The sequence below is a fragment of the Candidatus Avoscillospira sp. LCP25S3_F1 genome (genome assembly GCF_052117125.1).
Taxonomy (GTDB): Bacteria; Bacillota; Clostridia; order Oscillospirales; family Oscillospiraceae; genus Avoscillospira_A.
Genome location: NZ_JBQKJT010000031.1, coordinates 1 through 16,940, shown reverse-complemented (window position 1 = coordinate 16,940; position 16,940 = coordinate 1). Strand labels below are relative to the sequence as shown.

Annotated in this window: 18 protein-coding genes and 3 pseudogenes; 6 read left to right on the top strand and 15 right to left on the bottom strand. The window is 45.9% G+C overall.

Annotated features, from left to right (window positions below):
- The first annotated feature begins 240 nt into the window (after window positions 1–240).
- Complete coding sequence (locus ACTQ33_RS16135) at window positions 241–2,097, top strand: hypothetical protein (RefSeq protein ID WP_441465540.1); 1,857 nt, start codon at window positions 241–243, stop codon at window positions 2,095–2,097.
- A gap of 360 nt (window positions 2,098–2,457) precedes the next feature.
- A complete protein-coding gene (locus ACTQ33_RS16130) occupies window positions 2,458–3,459 on the top strand; it encodes a hypothetical protein (protein ID WP_441465539.1) in 1,002 nt (333 codons plus the stop codon).
- 75 nt (window positions 3,460–3,534) lie between these two features.
- On the opposite strand, the gene ACTQ33_RS16125 is transcribed toward ACTQ33_RS16130, so the two are convergent.
- The 3 genes from ACTQ33_RS16125 to ACTQ33_RS16115 are packed head-to-tail and all read right to left on the bottom strand — an operon-like array spanning window position 3,535 to window position 4,966.
- Window positions 3,535–4,359: an IS3 family transposase gene (locus ACTQ33_RS16125; RefSeq protein WP_441465538.1), complete on the bottom strand. Its 825-nt coding sequence runs from the start codon at window positions 4,357–4,359 to the stop codon at window positions 3,535–3,537.
- A 47-nt stretch (window positions 4,360–4,406) separates the two neighbouring features.
- Entirely contained in the window at window positions 4,407–4,727 is a 321-nt protein-coding gene (locus ACTQ33_RS16120; RefSeq protein ID WP_441465537.1) for a transposase, read from the bottom strand.
- Between the two features lie 47 nt (window positions 4,728–4,774).
- Complete coding sequence (locus tag ACTQ33_RS16115) at window positions 4,775–4,966, bottom strand: hypothetical protein (protein WP_441465536.1); 192 nt, start codon at window positions 4,964–4,966, stop codon at window positions 4,775–4,777.
- Between ACTQ33_RS16115 and ACTQ33_RS16110 the strand changes: the two genes are divergently transcribed.
- Window positions 4,880–5,182: a hypothetical protein gene (locus ACTQ33_RS16110; protein WP_441465541.1), complete on the top strand. Its 303-nt coding sequence runs from the start codon at window positions 4,880–4,882 to the stop codon at window positions 5,180–5,182. The genes ACTQ33_RS16115 and ACTQ33_RS16110 overlap by 87 nt on opposite strands.
- Here ACTQ33_RS16110 and ACTQ33_RS16105 read toward each other — a convergent pair.
- From ACTQ33_RS16105 to ACTQ33_RS16080, 6 genes and pseudogenes are all read right to left on the bottom strand, one after another.
- Window positions 5,098–5,304, bottom strand: a pseudogene (locus tag ACTQ33_RS16105) (MobA/MobL family protein); the annotation flags it as partial. The gene ACTQ33_RS16110 and the pseudogene ACTQ33_RS16105 sit on opposite strands and share 85 nt — an antisense overlap.
- A gap of 196 nt (window positions 5,305–5,500) precedes the next feature.
- Window positions 5,501–6,046 (bottom strand): AAA family ATPase, encoded by a 546-nt coding sequence (locus ACTQ33_RS16100; RefSeq protein ID WP_002584326.1) that lies wholly within the window; start codon window positions 6,044–6,046, stop codon window positions 5,501–5,503.
- Window positions 6,047–6,260: 214 nt separating this feature from the next.
- Entirely contained in the window at window positions 6,261–7,721 is a 1,461-nt protein-coding gene (locus ACTQ33_RS16095; protein WP_441465535.1) for an Lsa family ABC-F type ribosomal protection protein, read from the bottom strand.
- A 744-nt stretch (window positions 7,722–8,465) separates the two neighbouring features.
- On the bottom strand, window positions 8,466–8,762 hold the full coding sequence (locus tag ACTQ33_RS16090; protein WP_002584328.1) for a DUF3847 domain-containing protein: 297 nt from the start codon (window positions 8,760–8,762) through the stop codon (window positions 8,466–8,468).
- Window positions 8,755–9,096, bottom strand: a complete 342-nt coding sequence (locus ACTQ33_RS16085) for a DeoR family transcriptional regulator (RefSeq protein WP_002584329.1) — start codon at window positions 9,094–9,096, stop codon at window positions 8,755–8,757. The genes ACTQ33_RS16090 and ACTQ33_RS16085 overlap by 8 nt, the downstream gene beginning before the upstream one ends.
- Window positions 9,093–9,281, bottom strand: coding sequence for a hypothetical protein (locus ACTQ33_RS16080; RefSeq protein WP_002584330.1), 189 nt, complete (start codon window positions 9,279–9,281; stop codon window positions 9,093–9,095). The genes ACTQ33_RS16085 and ACTQ33_RS16080 overlap by 4 nt, the downstream gene beginning before the upstream one ends.
- A 483-nt stretch (window positions 9,282–9,764) precedes the next feature.
- On the opposite strand from ACTQ33_RS16080, the gene ACTQ33_RS16075 reads away from it, so the two are divergent.
- Window positions 9,765–10,571 (top strand): helix-turn-helix domain-containing protein, encoded by an 807-nt coding sequence (locus tag ACTQ33_RS16075; RefSeq protein WP_002584331.1) that lies wholly within the window; start codon window positions 9,765–9,767, stop codon window positions 10,569–10,571.
- 118 nt (window positions 10,572–10,689) lie between these two features.
- Here ACTQ33_RS16075 and ACTQ33_RS16070 read toward each other — a convergent pair whose 3' ends face one another.
- The 6 genes and pseudogenes from ACTQ33_RS16070 to ACTQ33_RS16045 all read right to left on the bottom strand — a co-directional run bounded on the left by ACTQ33_RS16070 (window position 10,690) and on the right by ACTQ33_RS16045 (window position 14,020).
- Window positions 10,690–11,181 carry a nucleotidyltransferase domain-containing protein gene (locus ACTQ33_RS16070; RefSeq protein WP_002584332.1) on the bottom strand — a complete coding sequence of 164 codons (492 nt, stop codon included), beginning with the start codon at window positions 11,179–11,181 and terminating at the stop codon, window positions 10,690–10,692.
- Window positions 11,182–11,232: 51 nt separating this feature from the next.
- Window positions 11,233–11,610, bottom strand: a complete 378-nt coding sequence (locus tag ACTQ33_RS16065) for a TnpV protein (protein ID WP_002584333.1) — start codon at window positions 11,608–11,610, stop codon at window positions 11,233–11,235.
- Complete coding sequence (locus ACTQ33_RS16060) at window positions 11,570–11,932, bottom strand: helix-turn-helix domain-containing protein (protein ID WP_007887891.1); 363 nt, start codon at window positions 11,930–11,932, stop codon at window positions 11,570–11,572. Before ACTQ33_RS16060 ends, ACTQ33_RS16065 begins: the two co-directional genes overlap by 41 nt.
- A 70-nt stretch (window positions 11,933–12,002) precedes the next feature.
- Window positions 12,003–12,155: pseudogene (locus tag ACTQ33_RS16055) on the bottom strand (Maff2 family mobile element protein); the annotation flags it as partial.
- Window positions 12,156–12,369: 214 nt separating this feature from the next.
- Window positions 12,370–13,185: pseudogene (locus ACTQ33_RS16050) on the bottom strand (VirD4-like conjugal transfer protein, CD1115 family); the annotation flags it as partial.
- Window positions 13,186–13,327: 142 nt separating this feature from the next.
- On the bottom strand, window positions 13,328–14,020 hold the full coding sequence (locus ACTQ33_RS16045) for a serine hydrolase domain-containing protein (RefSeq protein WP_010073961.1): 693 nt from the start codon (window positions 14,018–14,020) through the stop codon (window positions 13,328–13,330).
- Between the two features lie 55 nt (window positions 14,021–14,075).
- On the opposite strand from ACTQ33_RS16045, the gene ACTQ33_RS16040 reads away from it, so the two are divergent.
- Both ACTQ33_RS16040 and tet(O) read left to right on the top strand, forming a co-directional pair.
- The gene (locus tag ACTQ33_RS16040; RefSeq protein WP_013291955.1) at window positions 14,076–14,450 is read left to right on the top strand and encodes a TnpV protein; all 375 of its coding nucleotides are present in this window, start codon (window positions 14,076–14,078) and stop codon (window positions 14,448–14,450) included.
- A gap of 366 nt (window positions 14,451–14,816) precedes the next feature.
- Entirely contained in the window at window positions 14,817–16,736 is a 1,920-nt protein-coding gene (gene tet(O), locus ACTQ33_RS16035; protein ID WP_117477955.1) for a tetracycline resistance ribosomal protection protein Tet(O), read from the top strand.
- Window positions 16,737–16,940 lie beyond the last annotated feature (204 nt).

Here is a 16,940-nt window from a genome sequence, read left to right as displayed (position 1 = left end):
GTACCTGCGCCAACTCATCACTAAGCGCAGACATTGTCATCTGTTTATCCATGGTCTTATTATATCACTTCTGGCAGTATCGCGCCTACTTTTCTGTGCGGTATTGCCTTAGAAATTTTTTTAATTTTGTAAAACCATAGGGGTCGCCAATCGCTCTTTACTGATGTAAGCAGTTGGCGGCCCATTCTTTCCGGGCAGAGCGATTGCCAGATAATTCAACAGAGAAGGAATGAGAAAAGTATGGACACTTTGACAGCAGTGAAAAAAATCTTACAGGCCTGTACTGTTTCCATAGCGCTGACAGCCTGCGGCTCTCAGGAACCGGTCATCACGCAGGCAGACAGGGAACCGATTGCTATTACCGCGGGCCAGACGCAGGATGTTGTTTCAGAGGTGGAGACAGAGGAAACGGTGCAACAGGACAATGCCGCCAGAGCTGCAGCGGCCCTGTCTCAGATTCCGTATTATGGAAACCCGGAAATTTGCACGCTGTCGGCGGAGCAAGCACTGTCCTATGCACAGCTGCTGGCCAGCGGCATGGCCGGTGAAGCCGCCATGACAGCCTACGGAGAGTTCCCCGTCATGGACCGGCGTATGGTCCAATCTCATGTTCCCTGGGATCAGCCATTTTCCGTGAACAGTATCAGCGGAGGATACGAAACGACTCGCTCCCAAGCTGTTCTGGCAGATCTGGCCGGTGACGGCAATCCCTATCTTATCACCTTTGACCCGGAAAAAAACATCTCCGACAGTGAATCGGGAAGGAACGTCTGTTCCTGCACCGTCTGGGGATGGACAGAAGACGGCCTCCAACTGGTGCTCAACGCGGAACGTTGGAGCGGCTATGCCAATTCGTTCTTTCTGACAGATCCCCAGACCGGTGCTGTATTGCTTTTGGATGAGGAGAGCGCAGGGAGTAGTTATATTCAGCGTGTCTACGTCTTTCAGGACGGCGGCGCCGAACTGCAAGATGCGCGCGGTCAGCAACCCGATAACCAAACAGGAACGCCCATATATTCCTATTACAAGGACGGCGTCGTTACACATCCTGACCCTGAAGAATGGGATGCGCGCGGTGAAAACTTCTATTTCTCGCCGTCCACCGAACAAAGTTATGCCTGGCCTTCCCTGGACGAGACTATGGATGCCAGCCTGACACTGACGGAGATGATGGAGGCCCTCAACAACTACGCTGACGCCTTCGATAGCCGCCCGGCTTCGGATACGTCCTCTCCAGATCCGACCGCGGCAGATGCAATTCTATCCAGTCTGACCTATTACGGCGACCGGGAGAACTGCCGGATGTCGGCCAGGCAGGCCCTGTCTTACGCCCAGCTGCTGGCCGACGGCATCATGGGGCACGCATCCATGATCCACAATGGCGCTATTCCTATTATGGATCAGACCATGGATGACGCCTACGCTCCCTGGGATCAGCCATTTTCTGTGAACAACATGGACCAATATGAAACTACCCGTTCTCGGGCCATTCTGGCGGATCTTGCCGGCGACGGCAATCCCTATCTTATCACCTTTGACCCGGAGAAAACCATCTCTGCCTTCGATCCGGAAAGAAACGCCTGTTCCTGTACCGTCTGGGGCTGGACAGAAGACGGTATCCAGCTGGTGCTGAACTCGGAACGCTGGCACATTTTCTACGACGCCTTCTTCTCTGCGGATCCCCAGACCGGCGCCGTGTCGATTTCGGAGTCGTTCGGCAACGGCAGTACCTCGTATCAGAATACGTACACATTTGCAGACGGCACCGCCTCTCTGACCCATGCCTGGAAGGTCTGGACCGCCTCCACCAGCGGTCTCATTGAGTTCACAGAGGATGGCGTAACCACCGGGTATACAGAGGAGGAATGGAAACAGCTGCGGAGCACGCTGACTGCTGCGCCGCCCAACGGCAAAGTCGGCTATACCGGGCCCACTCTGGAAGAAACCATGGCCGATGGCATGACCCTGGAGGAGATGCTGAACGGCCTCAACGACTATGCCGTGGCTTTGAAGGACTCTGCCCGGCCGGTTGTCAACCCTCCGGCCACAGAGAAGACCGAAGAGACGGTGAACCAGATGCTGTTACTCGAAAACTGAGCGCACTCCAATTTTCAAGCCCTGGGATGCATCCCATCATGGGTGTGCCAGTATCAGACATCGCTGCAATGCTGGAATTTCCAAAGTGGGTGTTGCATTTTGCAACACCCACGCCGTCTGTCAAAAAAGTTCAGAAAAATCGGGGCTTTTTCGCTTGTATGAGGTAAAATAACTGGAACAGATATGCCTCACAAAAAGAAATACGGAACGAGATATCCTGAGAAAAATTTATAAATTTTTTTAATTTTGTAAAACCATACGGGCCGCTAATTGCTCTTTACTGATGTAAGCGGTCGGCGGCCCGTTCTTTGTGGGCAGAGCGATTGCTGGATAACTCAATGGAAAAGGAATGAGAACCACATGGACACTTTGTCAGTTGTGAAAAAAATCTTACAGGTCTGTACTGTTTCCATAGCGCTGACAGCCTGCAGCTCCCAGGAACCGGTCATCACGCAGGCAGACAGGGAACCGATTGTTATTACCGCGGGCCAAACCCAAGCGGCTCAGAAACCGGCGACCGTTACCACAGGCCAGCAACAGAATGTTGCTTCAGAGGCGGAGACAGAAGAAACGGTGCAGCAGGACAATGCCGCCAGAGCTGCGGCGGCCCTGTCTCAGATTCCGTATTATGGAAACCCGGAAATTTGCACGCTGTCGGCGGAGCAAGCACTGGCCTATGCCCAACTGCTGGCTGACGGCATGACCGGTAAGGTCGCCATGACTGCCGAAGGGGATTTCCCTATCATGGATGAGTGCATAAAAGATCCGGTTGTTTTCTGGGATTTGCCATTTACAGTCCAGGGCTACAGCGGCCCCTATGAGACCACCCGCTCTCGTGCCATTCTGGCAGATCTGGCTGGTGACGGAAACCCGTATCTGATTACTTACGACCCGGAAAAGGTTACCAGCTCCTGCACTATCTGGGGATGGGCCAATGACGACGTCCAGTTGATTGCAAACTCAGAGAACTGGATGGGGCGATACAGTATTTACCTTCGCACGGACGACCAGACCGGTGTTGTGTCCCTGGAGAACGTGGGCTCAACTTTGATGATGGAAGGCCATACCACCTATTCCTTTGGAAATGGACGTACAACGCTGGCACATACCTGGCAGAAGGAGTATCAGCCCGACACAGATCAGATTGTCGTCACAGAGGATGGGGTCAGCACCTTCTATACACAGGAAGCCTATCAGGCAATGCTGGAAGCACAGCCGCCCATTGAAGCGCCTGCAAACGAATATGAATGGCCTACGCTGGAAGAGGAATTGGCTGATGGTCTGCCTCTGGCGGAGCTCTTGGAATCTCTCAATCACTATGCTGCTTCCATTGACAAAGACATCCATCCTGTGGCAAACTGAGCCCTTCCCGGAAAAACGGACACGAAAAACGCAGCAAAAACGGAATGAATCATAGTTATTCTTGTGGATACTCGTTCATGCAGCCTGAGCCGCCAAAAGGTTTTTCTCAAACTGTACGGGAGACACCCAGCCCAAGGCAGAATGTGGCCGGACGGAGTTATAGAAAGCCTCCAGATATGAGAATACATCGGCTTGTGCACTGGCCCGCGTTGGGTACTGCTTCAGGTGAATCAGCTCACACTTGAGGCAGCTGAAGAAATTTTCTGCGACGGCGTTATCGTATGGATCACCTTTGCGGGACATGCTCTGCCGGATTCCGTAGGTCGCCAACCGCTCCCGAAAGGCCCTGGCAGCGTACTGGACGCCCCGGTCACTGTGAAAGATCAAGCCTGTTGACGGCTTGCAGCGACACACTGCCATGTCCAGGGCTGCCAGTGTCAGCGATGTATCGATGCGGTCGGAAAATGCGTAACCTACAATTTTACGGGTACACAGGTCCTTTACAATGGCAAGATAGAGCCAGCCCTCACCGGTGGGAATGTAGGTAATATCGCCCACCCAGGCTTGATTCGTGCGTTCAAAGAAGAAGTTTCGTTTGAGGAGATTCGATGCAACGGGATGGCTGTGCTTGGAGTTGGTTGTGACTTTATAGGCCCGATGTCTGGCCGAACAGATACCGGCAAGGCGCATCTGACGGTGTACCCGCTTGCGAGAGCAGCCAAAATCCGGTTTAAGCAGATGATAGAGGCTGTCCAACCCCAGGGCAGGATATTTTTGGTGCAGTTCCACCAGTTTCCGTTTCAGTGCTTGATTGCGCTGCTCCCGCACACAGGGTTTACGATGCAGCCAATCATAGTAGCCGCTGCGCGAGATCTCCAGGGTCCGGCATGCCTGTTCCACAGTGGCTCCCTGGCGGTGCAGCGCCTGAACGCAGCGGTATTTTTCCACTATGGTTTCGACAGGATGCCGACGGATTTTTTTAGGATGTCAATGACCTCATCTTTCTCACCCAGCTGCTTGCGCAGCGTACGGATCTCCGCTTCCAGCTCCCGGATCCGCTGCTGTTCCCGGTTGTAGCGGCTCACCTGGCCCAGCTGCATCCCTGAGGCCTTCAGCCAGCTGCGTAGGGTGTCGATGCAAATGCCGAGGTCTCGAGCAACTTCCTTGGGGTCCCGTCCTTGCTCTGCTACCATTTTCACTGCGCCGGCTTTGAAGGCAGTATCGTAGCGAGGTGGCGGCGCACCTTTTTTGTCCTTTTGCTGTTCCATTTTTTTCGCCCCTTTCTATTCCAGTTTACGACTGATTTTTCTGTCCGTCAATTCGGGTATGGGGGCAAAACCCTGTAGCTACGGACAAACAAAAAATGGCTCGCGCCATGCTCCAAACTATCAGCCGGTAGGAAGTCGATACGGAAACCGGCGTGGCCCAACCGGTGTATGCTCGCCTGTTCGATATGGATGTAGATGGTACGCCGGAACTGCTGCTTGGAAACATAGATGGTTTTCATGATATCAAACTCTATCTCTATCACTGGGATCATGGAGGTCTTTCTGAAATAAGTTCTGCAATCGGTGATGATGGTGGTATCTTAGCTGATGATTTTTATCTGATACAGAATCCGCAAAACGGAACCTATGGTAAAGTATTGCGGTCTGCATATTCCTGTGGAGCATTTGCCGGGAGCAGGATTTCATTGTGGACGATACCACGCTTTTCCGGGTAGTGCTTTACTTGCTGGTCGTATTCACAGAACAGCTTTTCGCCGCTTTGGCAAGCAGCGGCGGCAACCGCAGACTGCCGCTGGCTGCGCTGAACAATCGTGATTTCGTTGTGTGGACAAGGCATTTCGTGTCCCTCCTTTCGCTAATTGGTGGATGGGGTGGCGTTTTACCACCTCATTTTGGGCAGAAAAAAAGCAGGAGACCTTTTTCAGATTTCCTGCTCGGTGTGCCACTGTGTGAGCGGCGGGTATTTAGTTGTAAAAGTTCGGGACAAGTTGACCCGATGTAAAGCTAACAAACTGGAATTGCACCAAAACAATCTAAGACAACAACGCTGCCCTACTTGCGATTTTTTCTTGTACTGCGGAAACAGTTTCTTGAATGGAATAAGTGGTCGTATCTATAACATTCGATTCATATATTCCCAGATTGCAAAATTGCTCCCACATGGTTTCTACCAATTCGATATTTGTCTTTCGGTCTAACTTTGAGCGTTCAACAGCTCGCTTCAAGGTTTCTTCCTTACTTGCCCTTAAAATAATATAATGCACCTCATAATGTTCCCGAACAAGACTTTGCCACGGCTTTAAAAACCACGGTCCGATAATACCGTCAACAATTACATCATATCCACCACGAGCATATCGCTTCGCAGCTTCTAAAAACGCTTCAATGACAATCAAATTTTGCTCATTTGATTCTGGCAAATGCGGTGGTATTGCCCCTTTACTCAAATAATGATAAAAGTCATCTGTGTGCATATGCACAGACTTTTCCAAATCTGATTCTTTTGCAACAGCAGATGCCGTTGTAGTTTTTCCTGTCCCCGGCGCACCTGTGATTACAATAATTCTACCTTGATTCATCTATATTTTACCTCCACAAATTACGATTTTCTTAATTCTACAAACTGGAATTTGAGTCTCTGTAAAGCTGGAATTAACCCATACAATTATTTTAATTTAGAGGTTCTTACGCAATTATCCGTATTTTGTAATTTTTCAATACTGGAATGCCAGTGTAAATCAGCATTCTCCATTTTTATTAAAGCGAAAAACGTAAAATTGCGGAAGAACCAATTTAGATATTCACAATTTTACTTGCCACAGTATCTCGAAAAACACTGTCATGTTCTACCAGGAGCATGGTCGGGGCAAACTCCGTTATGAGTTGTTCAATCTGCATACGTGAGTACACATCAATAAAGTTGAGCGGTTCATCCCATACATACAAGTGTGCCTTTTCACAAAGGCTTTTCGCAATTAGGACTTTCTTCTTTTGCCCGCCAGAAAAGTCTTTAATATCCTTTTCAAACTGTACACGCTCAAAGTCCATTTTCCTAAGAATTGCCTTGAACAAACTTTCATCAAGGTTGTTTTCTTCTGCAAACTCGGAAAGGGTTCCACATAAATACGATGTATCCTGTGGCACATAAGAAATTACAAGCCCAGAGCCAAGTGTTACTGTACCCGTATAATCTATGGACTGCCCGACTACCAACTTTAACAGGCTACTTTTGCCACTGCCGTTCTTTCCATCAAGCACAATGCGTTCTCCCTGTCTTATTTCAAACGAAACGGGTTCACAAACTGAAATGCCATCATAATAAACTACTACATTCGATAATGATGCAAGCAAATCTGTATGGTAATTAAGCGGTTGTATCTTGAGGGCTTCTGCGGTTTCCACATTTTTCAGCAATGCTGATTTTTGTTCGATTGTCTGTTGTTGTCTCGCTTCTATAGATTTTGAACGCTTCATCATTTTGGCGGCTTTATGACCGACATAACCTTTATCTGCTGCCCCAATTTTGGAAGCTTCTACACGTTCAGACCATACTGCAGAGCGTTTTGCCGACTGCTGTAATCGTCTGATGTCCTTTTGCAAACGTTCGTTCTGAGCCAGTTCAAATTCTTGCTGTCGCTCAAAATTTGACATCCATGATGAAAAGTTTCCTCTTTGCACTTCGATATTCGCTCGGTTAATCGATAGAATATGGTCAACACAATCGTCAAGAAAGCGACGATCGTGAGAAACTAAGATGAATCCCTTTTTCTTTTTCAGATATGCCGCCACACTTTTTCTCGCTTTGGCATCCAAATGGTTGGTAGGTTCATCAATCAGTAGGAAATGCCCTTCATTAAGAAAAAGAGCGGCAAGCAAAACCTTTGTCTGCTCTCCGTTGGAAAGTGTTTCAAAAGGTCGCCAAAGCACATCGACATCAACATCAAGATAAGAAAGTTCTCGCATAAGTTCCCATTCTTCCGCAAGTGGGCAAACCTCCTGCAATATATCCTCTGTAATACGATTCTTATCTGAAACGGGATAAGGAAAATAATCAAACTGTACGGATGATAGGATTTTTCCGCTATACTCATATTTCCCAAGCAGAAGATTCAGAAAGGTTGTTTTACCTCGTCCGTTTCTGCCCACAAAACCAAGCTTCCAATCGGTATCAACCTGGAAACTGACATTTTCAAAAACATTATCATAACTTGTCGGATATGCAAACGTAAGGTTTTCAATTTTAATCATTGACATAAATATTATCCTCCTTTGCGTGTCATACGATACAAAGTCGGTTCGGTGAATGTTTACTCCGTATAGATTTCACCAAAAGGAACCGACACTATACGGAGTGAATCATGTGTAACTATCTGTTCTGCACTATTCATAAAGCACCTCCAAAACAAAATAAGAGCCGCAAGAAAGTTTATCCTTGCAGCTCGTCATAGCATAATAACACCACTAAGCAAAAGTGGCAACAGCACTATATTGAGTAAGATAGACATATAACTTTCTTGCAATAGACACAATAATGCCAAAGTATAGCACTACCGCATATTTTGATTTTATTTGCAAGAAAAGTTAATCATCTTCCCACCTCTTTCTAAATTTTAAAATATTATACCATAAATCGCAGGCAAATACAAGTGGTTATAAAAATTTAACAAATCGCTTATAATACAATCATATAACTTTACGCATTCCTTACTGACCGTAAAATTCCGATTTATTGCTGACTTTATTATACTTTATTGCCTATCGAAAAGATAGCATATTTTATGAAACTTGTCGGCTGGGAACAGCTTGCAACGCAAGGTGTCCCCAGATGACAAGTCCACAAAAGGGTAGCTGGCGGTAGCCAGCGCAGGGGAAGCGTAGCGTCCCCTGTATGATTTGGAGCAGACCATGACTGCGAAAAATCACAGCCCTCCGGCAAGGAGCCTTCGGAGAACGCAATGCACCAACCTTTGGGTGGTGTATAATTGCGCCCTTAGTAAACTAAGGGGTTTCCGGCTTCTCACGTTCCAGCAGTTTCTTCAATAGTTCCTGCGTGTCCTGCCTGTGAAAAATGAGTGTCAACAACAGCATGACATCATCATCTGTCAGGCGTTCCGGCTCTTGCAGAAAACTTTCCAGCATACCGCCACGAGTACAGAGCCGGTGTGTCCGTTCTTTTCGGGTAAGCTGCTTTAGCTGGTGCTGCAATGCCTTTTCATCATTGATGGCTTTCCGCAGTTTCTTTTCACTCTTTTCCAACTCTCGGTTGAGCTTTTCCAGCTTTGAGGTATCAGGCAAGGGCAGCGTCCTCCTTTCCCGGTATCAGCACATAAATCCTGTTTGGTTCTCCAACGCCCTGACGCACTCGCATGATCAGTCCGGCGGTTTCCAGTTCATTCAGAGAACGCTTGACCGTCATGGGGCTGCGGGACAGGACTGCGGCAATGGCTGTGACAGGGAAGCAGATAAACAGGATTCCGTTCTCGTCCTCCTGTCCGTTGGATAGCATAGCGTCCAACATCCGGCAGTACATGACCTTTGCGGTGCTGCTGACTGGAAATCCTGTCAACGCTCTGGGAAAGGGCATACAGGGCGGCAACGGTGTGCCTATCGTCATAAATTCAAAATTCATTCGGTGTGTTCCTCCTTTTTCTTTGCTCTTTTGGATAAATAACGGGGGCAGTCAACCACAACCGCCCGGAAGCTCTGCTTGCACCCATGCTTGCATTTCCGGCATAATTCGTTGTAAGTGACACGCCCCCGGTCATTGAGGTAAAAAGAAAGCTCATGCTTCCTCTTTTTGCTCATTCTCGGCATATTGCGTTTCCTCCCGTTTTAGTGTATAGTTTCGGGGCGATTTTCGGCAAAATTACGGTCATAGAGCCGTCTAAAATCTCCAGAAGTATCAGCAATAGGGTAGACTATCCCCCTATCAGATTGTCGTGTTTCGGTATCATTTCGGTATCAGTTCGCCAGTTCTCCCCGGTGTCGTTCCTCCCCTGAATCTCACAGCGGCGTATTGCTCCCTTTGGTACGCTCGTTTCGGTCAGGGTTCCTCCATATCCCTGCCAAAAGTCATGGCGCTACATCGCCGGGGAAGCATATCCCACACAGGCTGGTCATTCGATTGGAATAATCCATCGATGAACTACCTGTATCATAGAACATTTTTGTGCCCTGTGCCGTATGTCCACAAAGTAGGAATTAAGGGTAAAAATCAGAAATTTCCACGATTGCGGAAAGTATGATATAATCCAGTTAAGCGGCAGTAATGAAACCGCCGGAAAGGAGCGTGCGCCCATGAAAGGAGCGACAAGCATACAGGAACGCCTTTGGGAACTCCGCAAGGACAAAGGCTTAAATCTGGAAGAATTATCAGAGCTGACGGGCATTTCCAAATCAGCTCTTGGCAGTTATGAAAAAGAGGATTATAAGGAAATCAATCATGGCAACCTTATCACGCTGGCAGACTTCTATGGGGTTTCCGTTGATTATCTGCTGTGCCGGACAGAGAACCGGGAGCAGATCAACACGCCACTAACAGAGCTGCATTTGAATGATGAGATGGTGGCACTTCTGAAAGGCGGTCGGATTAACAACCGTCTGCTCTGTGAGCTTGCCACTCATAAGGACTTTATCAAGTTTCTTGCGGACATTGAGATTTATGTAGATGGGATTGCCACCATGCAGATTCAAAACCTCAACGCCCTTGTCGATACTGTCCGGCATGAAATCATTGAACGGTATCGCCCCGGCGAAGACGACCCGCATTTGAAAGTGCTGCAAGCCGCCCATATCAGCGATGATGAATATTTCAGCCACATGGTTCTTGATGACCTCAATCTCATTATCCGGGATATTCGGGAAGCCCACAAAAAGGACAGCGAGAGTGCGCCCCAGACCACCGTTGCCGATGAATTGAAAGAAAATTTGGAAGCGGTTGAAAATTTCAAGGGCAGTCGGGATGAAAAGCTGGTTGTCCTTTACTGCAAGCAGCTCGGCATCAACTATAAAAATCTGTCAGACGAAGAATTTCGCTGGCTCATTCGGATTCTACAAAAATCAAAGAAAACAGGAACTCCTATCAGTCAAAGGAAAAAACGGTAAAGAAAAACCGCTGTTGCATGGTTGTGTTTGCTTCCATGTAGCAGCGGTTGGTGCTATACTTATTCAGTTAAAATTTCAAAGCGATAAAGTGGAATTTATCTTAGAAATTACAGCAATGTTATTTTGATAAACTTTCAAGAATTGAAATATCATGCTTATCTTTATCTCTTAATTCATAACCTGAATGGAAAACTCTTTGGCCTTTTAAGGATATACAAGGAATTGTTTTTCCTTCAAAAAAAGCACTACCAAAGTAATCTTTTTCAAACTCATACCAGCCACCCTCTAAATCAGCTTGTTTTGAAGTTCCGTCCTCACTTAAAACGAACGGGTGAATGTCTAAGTAACCAAGTTCATCACTATATAACTCTATTCTAACCGGTTTCCAGTCTGTATCAATTTTATAGCCCAGATTCAAAAGCACATTTAACAATTTTTCCGTATGTTGAGCATCAAAATTTATATCTATATCTCTATGAATTCTTGTTTGTTTACCAGCTAAAATATCTACACCCCATCCGCCATCCAACCAGTATGTAATTCCAGTATTTTCGAATAATTCTATTACTTTCATTAAATCTTCTTTTGTTGTTATTTCTTTTCTACCCATACAAAGTCTCCTTTACAACTTCTAATTTGTAATAATCATTCTACCATACCGTTATGAATAAATCATCTCATGTAAAACAATTTCTTCTGCCCGGTTGTGAATGTTATTGCAACGCTGCACCCATTCCATTTGACGGGTACGCTTCAATTCCTCGGTCACGCCCTCGGCAGCTTTCATCTGCTCCATGATGGTGTCTAACCGTTTCTGTGCCTGTTCGTTCAGGTCTGCAAGATATGTCCACAATTCCCCGGTCAGGGTCAATGTGTGTAATCTGGCTGGGCAGACTTCTCTTAAATATTCCCGGTGCATCCGTCCGTACTTTCCGATGGGGCGGTGTTCCTCCGGCAACTTCAAGTCCGGGATGTAGTAATCTCCAACAAGGATATAATCAATTCCGTTTTCTTTTATTCTTGGTTTCAATTCGCTCATGTTCCTTACCTCCTGTGGAAGCAGGCTCGTCTGGTACTAACTCAATCACATCGGTAATCTCACAATTCAGCGTTTCGCAGATACGGGCTAATGTATCCATGCTGATGTGCTTTCCCTCTTTGCTCATGTTGGCAATCATATTTGTTGTCATACCAGCGGCAAGCCTTAAATCCTCTTTTCTCATATCACGCTCTAACAGTGTGTGCCAGAGTGGTTTATAGCTGATGTGCATATTGTTTTCCTGCCTTTCTATCCATACCACCGGAGCGGCTGCCCCGGCAGGAACTTTTCTCTTATTATAGCACCAATCTTGTGAAATCACAATTTATTCTTGTAGCCTGCCGCTGATACCGTCTGGATTGGCTTTTCCTTTCTTTTTGTTCCCTTTAATTAGCCATGAACTGCTTCATGCCCTGGCTTTTCGCGCCGGGGTTGTCGTTGCCGTAACCTTCCAGGAGGTTGATGACGCCCCAGATGCCGAGGCCAGCGCCGAGGGCGATCACAAGGGTCTGAAGAACGGTGATAGCCTGATTGAAAAATGCCATAAATTATAGTTAGCCGGAATCATTTGAAAAGTTTGATTTAGTCATTCATAGGCATACAAAAGCCGGAACAATCGGCACCCGGGTTCCGGGGCCTGATTCCGGCTGTCCTCCTTTTTTCATTATTTTTTGGTGATTGTCCGCTTTGTACGCCAATGCCCCAAAAAGGGCGGTTGAGGCGGATAGATACGATCACTCCTTTCACAGCGGAACAGATTTAAGCGCCCTCTGCGTCTACTTCGTACACATCGTAGACCTCGTTGGGTTTGAGCTTGAGCCGGGTGGACAGGAACGCCTCGATGTCAAAGGCGTTCTTGGGGTCCGCGTCGGCGGTGTACGGGTAATTGGGGTGCTTGGTGATGTCGTACTTGTCCGAGAGGAAAGGACGCACACCACGCAGCTGGAGGATGCACTTGCCGCCGTCCATGACGGCCAGTTCATCCTGGCTCATAAGCTCTTTGCCGAGCTTCTGGTAGTTGAGAGAGTGGGAGGTTTCCCGCCCACGGCTCTCCCCGGTGTTGTAGGTGTCGATGGTCTCCTTGCCCAGCACGGCGGCCAGCTCCTTGAGGGTGGTCGGCTCCTTGCCGCCCAGGAAGATGGAGGTATCCATGTTGCCGATGATGGTATCGGCGTTGTCCTTGTAGATGGCTTTCAGCTGGGACTGTGCTTGCAGCACCAGGCAGGCGGAAATCTCACGGCTGCGGATGGTGGCGACCAATTTCTCCAGCTTGGGAATCTGGCCGATGTTGGCGCACTCGTCAATGAGACAGCGCACATGAACCGGCAGCCGCCCTCCGTACACATCGTCCGCTTTTTCGCAGAGCAGATTGAACAGCTGGGTGTAGCACATGGAGATCAGGAAGTTAAAGCTATCGTCCGTGTCGCTCATAATGAGGAACAGGGCGGTTTTTTGGTCTCCCAGGGTGTCCAGCTCCAGCTCGTCGTAGGAAGTGACCTCCCGCAGTTCCGCAATATCGAACACGGCAAGACGCGCGCCGCAGGAAATCAGAATGGATTTTGCGGTTTTGCCTGAGACGAAATGTCAAGGACTTTTTAGTACCCCTGCCATTTTATTGCACGAAAAAAGCCACTGTAGATTTATCTCTCTACAATGGCTCTAAAGTCATTTTTATTCACTTTTGATTACTGGCAAACTCGTGCCCAAACTGAAAGTTTCACTTCTCATTATCAAGTTCTAATAACAATTTTACACCTAATACAGTAGCTGGGACTCTATAATTCGGGGCGAGATTTGAAAGCACAACAACAGCTGTACCTGTTTCGGGATTAAAACCAAGATAGCTATTATAATTTCCTGTACCACCATTATGCCATATGATGTTATTCTTACTATCAAGAATCCAAGACATTCCTATCTCATCCATATGAATACCCATGGTTTTATACATTTCGGTTGATGCATTAATGCTTTTCAGGCTATTATGGCAATCTGAAAAATATGAATTATCTTCAAGTTGCATCTGTGCGTATAAAAGCATATCCTCAATATTTGATGTGACAGCTCCCGCTGACAAATATGCATCGCCTTCTTTCCAATCCCAATACTTTCCAAGGTCTCCGCTTTTATCAGAAATCTGTGTTGAGGTTAAACATAATTCATTTTGTGCAAAATCATTTAACAAGCTTGTATATTCCGTTTCATATACTGACTCAAGAACAAGTCCTAATACTGCATAACCATAATTAGAATATACGAAATCATAACTTGCTTTATTCATATTCAAGTTTCCTGCTTTGTCAGAAACCATTTCTTTTGTAACACCATAAAAATCATTTCTACCATTAAAAAAGTTAGAAACCATAGGACTTTCTAAATAATATCCTTTATAGCCTGAAGTATGTGTCAATAGTTCCTCTATTGTTGGATATGTATTTCCTTCCGGTAAAGATAAATAGTTGTCTATTGTACAATCATTATTTGAGGAACTGGGCGGCAAATACGAAAGGCAAGGGGATTATTTGATACCGTGCTTAACTGTACCCGCCGAAGAAGAACAGGCAATAGGCATCTGGGGGCAACGGCATTTAGATTATCTAAAACAGTACCGTAAAGTTACATACACCAATCTTCTTACAAGCGGCAGGCTAAACGCCTACCTTGCCGACATCAACAGACAGGCACAGGAACGCTTTGAAAGGCTCATAGAGGGTATGAAACAGGCACAGGGCATAACGGAACAGCTAAAGGCAGAAAACGCCTTAGAATGGACAGGATGCCTCAATAACATAAGGGCTTGTGCGAGGGAGATTGTGGAAAAGGAAATTATTTTTGCATAAACAGATGATTAGTGGCAGGGGGAAATCCTGCCGCTTTTTCTGCTTTAGTTTGTCAGCTTGACAAATAAAGGGTTAAGGAATATAATTAGATTCAGTATTATACAAGGAGTTAATAAATATGCGGCAAGGTATTCTTAAATAAACTGTCAATTTGATAGTGGGAACAAAAAGTAGCAGTCCCGTTTCACTTTTAATATGGGGCTTAGTTTTTTGTACCCAGTTTAAGAATACTTTTATCATGTAATTTTATATGCCCGAAAACATATAAGTGTTTTGGGGCTATTGGAGTTATTTACCCAGTGATAGGAGTATTTATCACTGGGTATTTTTATGCCCTTTTTTGGGTGTTGATAGGAGGAAAATCACATGAAAATAATTAACTTAGGCATTCTGGCTCACGTTGACGCAGGAAAGACAACATTAACGGAAAGTTTATTGTATACCAGTGGTGCAATTGCAGAACTAGGGAGCGTAGATGAAGGCACAACAAGGACAGATACAATGAATTTGGAGCGTCAAAGGGGAATCACTATCCAGACAGCAGTGACATCTTTTCAGTGGGAGGATGTAAAAGTCAACATTATAGATACGCCAGGCCATATGGATTTTTTGGCGGAAGTATACCGTTCTTTATCCGTTTTAGACGGAGCAGTATTATTAGTTTCTGCAAAGGATGGCATACAGGCACAGACCCGTATACTGTTTCATGCACTACAGACAATGAAGATTCCGACAATCTTTTTCATCAATAAAATTGACCAAGAGGGGATTGATTTGCCAATGGTATATCGGGAAATGAAAGCAAAGCTTTCTTCGGAAATTATAGTGAAGCAAAAGGTTGGGCAGCATCCCCATATAAATGTAACGGACAATGACGATATGGAACAGTGGGATGCGGTAATTATGGGAAACGATGAACTATTAGAGAAATATATGTCAGGGAAACCGTTTAAAATGTCAGAACTGGAACAGGAAGAAAACAGGAGATTCCAAAACGGAACGTTATTTCCCGTTTATCACGGAAGCGCTAAAAACAATCTGGGGATTCGGCAGCTTATAGAAGTGATTGCCAGTAAATTTTATTCATCAACGCCTGAAGGTCAATCTGAATTATGCGGGCAGGTTTTTAAGATTGAATATTCAGAGAAAAGGCGGCGTTTTGTTTATGTGCGTATATATAGCGGAACATTGCATTTGAGGGATGTTATTAGAATATCTGAAAAAGAGAAAATAAAAATCACAGAGATGTGTGTTCCTACAAACGGTGAATTATATCCATCCGATACAGCCTGCTCTGGTGATATTGTAATTTTACCAAATGATGTTTTGCAGCTAAACAGTATTTTGGGGAACGAAATGCTGTTGCCGCAGAGAAAATTTATTGAAAATCCTCTCCCTATGCTCCAAACAACGATTGCAGTAAAGAAACCTGAACAGCGGGAAATATTGCTTGGGGCACTTACAGAAATTTCAGATGGCGACCCTCTTTTAAAATATTATGTGGATACTACAACGCATGAGATTATACTTTCTTTTTTGGGGAATGTGCAGATGGAAGTCATTTGTGCCATCCTTGAGGAAAAATATCATGTGGAGGCAGAAATAAAAGAGCCTACTGTTATATATATGGAAAGACCGCTTAGAAAAGCAGAATATACCATCCACATAGAAGTCCCGCCAAATCCTTTCTGGGCTTCTGTCGGGTTGTCCATAGAGCCGCTCCCTATTGGAAGCGGAGTGCAGTATGAAAGCAGAGTTTCACTTGGATATTTAAATCAATCGTTCCAAAATGCGGTTATGGAGGGGGTTCTTTATGGCTGCGAGCAGGGGCTGTATGGATGGAAAGTGACAGACTGTAAAATCTGTTTTGAATATGGATTGTATTATAGTCCTGTAAGTACCCCCGCAGACTTTCGGCTGCTTTCCCCTATCGTATTGGAGCAGGCTTTAAAAAAAGCAGGGACAGAACTATTAGAGCCATATCTCCACTTTGAAATTTATGCACCGCAGGAATATCTCTCACGGGCGTATCATGATGCTCCAAGGTATTGTGCAGATATTGTAAGTACTCAGATAAAGAATGACGAGGTCATTCTGAAAGGAGAAATCCCTGCTAGATGTATTCAAGAATACAGGAACGATTTAACTTATTTCACAAATGGGCAGGGAGTCTGCTTGACAGAGTTAAAAGGATACCAGCCAGCTATTGGTAAATTTATTTGCCAACCCCGCCGCCCGAATAGCCGTATAGATAAGGTTCGGCATATGTTCCACAAGTTAGCTTAACAGCTTGCAAAAGTCATATAAAATGAGATTTGAAAGGAGAATGTAACTTCATGTTTGCTAAAAATTCAAAGGCATATTCTGTCTACCTGCTGTTCGAGACTATCCCAAGTTTTGTGTAAATCTCCTGTGTGGTGTAGAATAGAGGCACCGCATAGGAGGTTTTACATATGGCTAGAAAGAATCGTACCCCGGAAGAAAATGCCC